The 4630-nt window shown below is 74.1% G+C and carries 5 protein-coding genes, 1 tRNA gene and 1 pseudogene; 4 read left to right on the top strand and 3 right to left on the bottom strand.

Annotated features, from left to right (window positions below):
• A partial coding sequence (locus G3I42_RS15670) for a serine/threonine-protein kinase (RefSeq protein WP_164286434.1) occupies positions 1 to 1053 on the bottom strand: 1053 nt, incomplete at its 3' end.
• Positions 1054 to 1061: 8 nt separating this feature from the next.
• Positions 1062 to 1742, bottom strand: coding sequence for a DNA-binding protein (locus G3I42_RS15665; RefSeq protein WP_239096476.1), 681 nt, complete (start codon positions 1740 to 1742; stop codon positions 1062 to 1064).
• Positions 1743 to 1994: 252 nt separating this feature from the next.
• Between G3I42_RS15665 and G3I42_RS15660 the strand changes: the two genes are divergently transcribed.
• Positions 1995 to 2067: transfer RNA gene (locus tag G3I42_RS15660), tRNA-Ala, on the top strand.
• A 174-nt stretch (positions 2068 to 2241) separates the two neighbouring features.
• Positions 2242 to 2508, top strand: coding sequence for a hypothetical protein (locus G3I42_RS15655; RefSeq protein ID WP_239096475.1), 267 nt, complete (start codon positions 2242 to 2244; stop codon positions 2506 to 2508).
• Positions 2509 to 2698: 190 nt separating this feature from the next.
• Here the strand turns inward: G3I42_RS15655 and G3I42_RS15650 are convergent, their stop codons facing one another.
• Positions 2699 to 3385 (bottom strand): DUF5324 family protein, encoded by a 687-nt coding sequence (locus G3I42_RS15650; protein WP_164286430.1) that lies wholly within the window; start codon positions 3383 to 3385, stop codon positions 2699 to 2701.
• Between the two features lie 265 nt (positions 3386 to 3650).
• Here G3I42_RS15650 and G3I42_RS15645 point away from each other — a divergent pair, with 265 nt between their 5' ends.
• Positions 3651 to 4178: a peptidylprolyl isomerase gene (locus G3I42_RS15645; protein WP_164286428.1), complete on the top strand. Its 528-nt coding sequence runs from the start codon at positions 3651 to 3653 to the stop codon at positions 4176 to 4178.
• A 166-nt stretch (positions 4179 to 4344) separates the two neighbouring features.
• Positions 4345 to 4630, top strand: a pseudogene (locus G3I42_RS15640) (rhomboid family intramembrane serine protease); the annotation flags it as partial.

Below are 4630 nucleotides of genomic sequence, written 5' to 3'. Positions count from 1 at the left end.
CCGCGGGGGCACGGGGCCCGGCGTCGGCGGGTGTGCGGGCGGCGGGGGGACGGGGCGGGCCACGGTCGTCGTCGGGGCGGCGTGCGGCAGGGAGCCGGAGACCGGGGACGGCGGTGTCCCGTACGCCGGGGCGGGCGCGCTCTCCTCGTACGGGACCTCGGGGTCGAAGGGGCGCGGGAGCGGGCCCTGCTCGGTGAACCCCGGGGGCGGCGGGCCGAGTTGGTCGAAGACCTCGATGGGTTCCTCGTCCGTGCCCGGGCCCGGCAGGAGCCGCGCGGCCTCGGCGAGGGCCTTGCGCACGGCCGTCGCGGTACGGAAGCGGCGCTGCGGATCGGGGTGGAGGAGCGGGCCGAGCACGTCCCACAGCGGCGCGGGGATGTCGCGCGGGGCGGGCGGGACGCCGCGCGCGTAGGCCGAGACGAGGCCCCGCGCGTCGGGACGGCCGCCGGTGAGGAGGTGGATCGCGACGAGCCCGGCGGCGTAGAGGTCGGCGGGCACGTCCGGTTCGGCGCCGAGGAGTTGTTCGGGGGAGATCCAGCCGGGGGTGCCCACGACGTGGTCCGGATCGGTCAGCCGCGGCTCGTCGCGGTGCACGGCGATGCCGAAATCGGAGAGCCACAGGTGCGGAGGGCCGGTCCCGGTCGCTTCGAGGAGAAGGTTCGCCGGTTTCACGTCGCGGTGGACGACGCCCTCGGCGTGCACGGCGCCGAGCCCGGCGAGCAGTTGGTCGAGCAGGAGGCACACGTACGCGGGCGGCAGCGGCCCGTAGTCGCCGACGAGGCGTTCGACGCTGCCGCCGCGCGCGAGGTCCATCGTGAAGAGGACCTGCTCGTCGTCGGCGGCCCAGCTGCGCGGGGCGAGGACGTGCGGGTGGTCGATGCGCAGGGCCTGTTCCCGTACGAACCGCAGCAGCGTGTGCGCGTCGCGGCGGTGCAGCACCTTCGCCGCGACGTAGCGGCGCCTGCGCCGGTCCCAGGCGCGCCAGACGGCGCCCGCGCCGCCGCGCCCGATGGGGTCGGCGAGGACGTAGCGGCCCGCGAAGATCTCGGCCATGGCGGCGCTCAGCCCTGGTGCGTGGCGTAGTGGTCGATGGCCTCGGAGGTGCGTCCGGCTCCGTACACCCGCAGCAGTTCGGCGAGTTCGGGGTGGTCGTCGGCGATGAGCGCGGCGGCGGCGACGATGTCCTGGGCGGAGGCGACCGAGCGCAGGAGAGCCTGCATCTCGCGGACGACGCGGCGCACGGTGGGGGCGCCGCCGCTCGTCGAGCCGGTCTGACCCGTCGAGAGCACGGAGCCGCCGCGCGAGGCGCGGATCTCGTCCATGCGCACGGTGGCCTCGGCGGCCGGGACGCTGCCGTCGGCGACCTGGGCGGCGAGCTCCTGGAGGAGCTGGACGCGCTGGACGACGCTCGGATTGCCGATCTTCGCGCGCTGGCCGCTCATGAGCTGCGAGAGCATCGGCGCGGAGAGGCCCAGGACCGCGGCGAGACGGGCCTGGTTGAGGCCGAGGTCGTCGAGGAGGCGGCGGAAGAGCGTGCCGAGCGGCTCCCCGTACCAGACGCGCTGCAACTCCCTTGATTTCGCGGCGGTTTCCTGGTGCCGGCCACGGTCCTCGTGCGGTCGTGCCGTCTCCGGCACCTCGTCCCGCGGGAGACGGGCGGTCTCCGTGGCGGGCTGCGGGAGCCGGGGGCTCTCCGCCGCCGTCGCCGCTCTCGCCGCCGCTTCCTGGTGTGCTGCGTCCATGGTGCGTCTCCCCTTGGCTTCCCCACAGGCGCGGTTCGTACGGGCGAACCACCGGCCGTGCGGCGGCGGTCCGTTCCCCGGTCCCGCTCCGGCCCCACGTGCCTGAGCGCATCCTACGGAGCGGCCCGCGCCGAGGGCAGCCCCAACGACGCCCTCGCGCGGCCGTCCGTATCGCTTTTGCGGAAGCCGGGGGGTGTACCGCTATCCTGTGCCAGGTGTCGGCGTCGGTTTCCGGTGGCGGCACGGGATCAAGGGCCCTTAGCTCAGTTGGTAGAGCGCCGTCTTTGCATGGCGGATGTCAGGAGTTCGACTCTCCTAGGGTCCACCGCAGGTCAGAGCCCCCCTCGCTGTGTGCGAGGGGGGCTCTTTCATGCTCTGAATCCACAATTCCCCGCGAGCGGCCGCTGTGCCGCAGGTCGCCACGCCGAGCAAGTGACGGGTTCGCCGTCGCGAAGGCGGGGGAGGAGACGGGAAAACGGTCTGGACAAGGGGGATGGCGATGAGCGGTGAGGTGCTGCTGTACGGCGGGATGGCCGTGGTGCTGGTGGCCGGACTCGTGAGCCGGCTGGGTGCGCGGCAGCGGGCGCGGGACTTCCAGGAGCGCTACGGGTCCTACGAGGGCTTCCGGCGGCAGGTGGACGCGGGGCGGGTGCGGGAGGTCGCGCGGGAGCGGGGGAGCGTCGCGGCCGTCAAGGAGGTACGCGAGCGCCACCCGGGCGTTTCGCTGGTGATGGCCAAGCGGTACGTGGACCAGTTGCCGGTCTGAGGCGGCGGGTGGCCGACCGGGCGGAGCGATGTTTCACGTGAAACAACGCGGGGGCCCGGCTCCGTCGTTGTTTCACGTGGAACAACGCGCGGGCGCTGGGGGCGATGTTCCACGTGGAACATCGCCGGGCGCGCAAAGCCCCCGGCCGAAGGGGTTCCGGCCGGGGGCGTACGCGTGCGGGAGGGGGCGGTCAGCCCTTCGGCTCGGCGTTCGAGGGGGACTCGGCGTCGGCGGAGCCGTCGACCGCGCTGAGGTGGCTGCCGCTCTCCGGGACCTCGGTGGGGGCCGGGGGCTCGACGAGCCAGTCCGGGTTCGCCTGCTTGTCCCACCACTTCCAGGCGGCATAGGCGCCGCCCGCGAGCAGGGTGACGACGGCGATGCCCTTGAAGAAGCCCCCGCCGCGGCGGCGCTGGTTCTTCTTGGCGAGCTTCCGCACGTCCTTCGGCGAGACCTGGCCGCGCAGGGCGGCGAGCGCCGCGGCGCTGCGCGCGCTCGCCTCTTCCGCGACCGGGGTCGCGGCGGCGCGGGCCTGCTCGATGCGCGGGCGGGAGTAGTCGGCGGCCTGGTGGGCCGCCTTGCGGGTCTGCTTGGCCGCCTTGCGGGCCTTGACGGCGGCCTGCTGCGCCGCTTCGTCGAAGCGCGGCGGGATGTGGGTACGGGCCTGCTCCAGGCGCGGGGCCAGGTAGGCGTCGTACTGGACCTTGGCCTGGTCGGCGGCCTGGGCGACCTTCGGCGCGAGCCGGGCGCGGGCCTCGCCGGCGTAGAGCGTCGCGCGCTCACGGGCGGTGTCGGCGTAGGGAGCAACCGCTTCCGCGGCGTGCAGCACGCTCTCCCTCGCCGAGCCCGTCGCGGCGCGCACGCTGTCGATGCGTGTCACGGGTTCCTCCTCCTCGGTGGCGTACGGTATTTCACCTTTCCACCCCCGGCGCGATCATGCCCGCTGGATCGCCGTACGGGGGCCAAGTGGCGGGCCATCCGGGTCAGCCGGGGTCCGGGACGGGTCCGGCGGTGGGCGCCGGGAGGGGCCCGGGCGGGCCGGGAGGGCGCGCCCGTTGCCGTACGGACGTTCGACGGGGCGTGGCCTCCGGCGGCGTCCGTGCGAGGATCGGGGCGAGAGCTTCAAGGACAACGGAAGGCACATCGTGGCTGAGCAGCTTTACGCCACCCTCAAGACCACCTTCGGCGACATCCAGGTCCGGCTGCTGCCGAACCACGCCCCGAAGACGGTCGCGAACTTCGTCGAGCTGGCCAAGGGCGAGCGCGAGTGGGTCAACCCGGCGACCGGCGAGAAGACCAACGCGCCGCTCTACGACGGCACGATCTTCCACCGCGTGATCGAGAACTTCATGATCCAGGGCGGCGACCCGCTCGGCAACGGCACCGGCGGCCCCGGCTACGAGTTCGCCGACGAGTTCCACCCCGACCTGCGCTTCGACCGCGAGTACCTGCTCGCCATGGCGAACGCGGGCCCGGGCACCAACGGCTCGCAGTTCTTCATCACCGTGAGCAAGCCGGACTGGCTGAACAACAAGCACACGATCTTCGGCGCGGTCGAGGACGAGGCGAGCCAGAAGGTCGTCGACGCGATCGCCACGACCGCCACCAACCCGCGCACCGACCGTCCGCTCAAGGACGCCGTCATCGAGCACGTGGTGATCGAGAGCCGCTGAGGCCGCTCTTCGCCGGTTTCCTCAAGCCGGGCTTTCCGGTTCCCCAAGCGGGGACCAAGCGCGGCGGGAACGAAACGCCCCGTCCATCCGTCAAGGGGGACGGGGCGTGCCCACGTCCTGACCTCCGCCGAGCGGCGGCGGCGCACTCGGCTCAGGGAGGAGCCCCATGGACCCGAAGGACCAGCCCGGCGGCGCCGGTGGGCCGGGCGGGGAGCCGACGGGACCGGGCGGACCCGGGGCGACCGGCCCCGACGGACCCGGGGCGACGGCCCCGGCGTGCTACCGCCACCCGGGCCGTGAGACGGGCATCCGCTGCACCCGCTGCAAGCGGCCCATCTGCACCGACTGCATGATCAGCGCCTCCGTGGGCTTCCAGTGCCCCGACTGCGTACGGCAGGGCGGCGGCCCGGCGCCGGCCCCCGCGGGTCCGCCCGGCGGGGCGAGCGCCGCGG

The sequence above is a fragment of the Streptomyces sp. SID11385 genome, assembly GCF_010548245.1.
In the GTDB taxonomy this organism is placed as follows: Bacteria; Actinomycetota; Actinomycetes; order Streptomycetales; family Streptomycetaceae; genus Streptomyces.
This window is presented reverse-complemented; position numbering and strand designations above follow the sequence as displayed.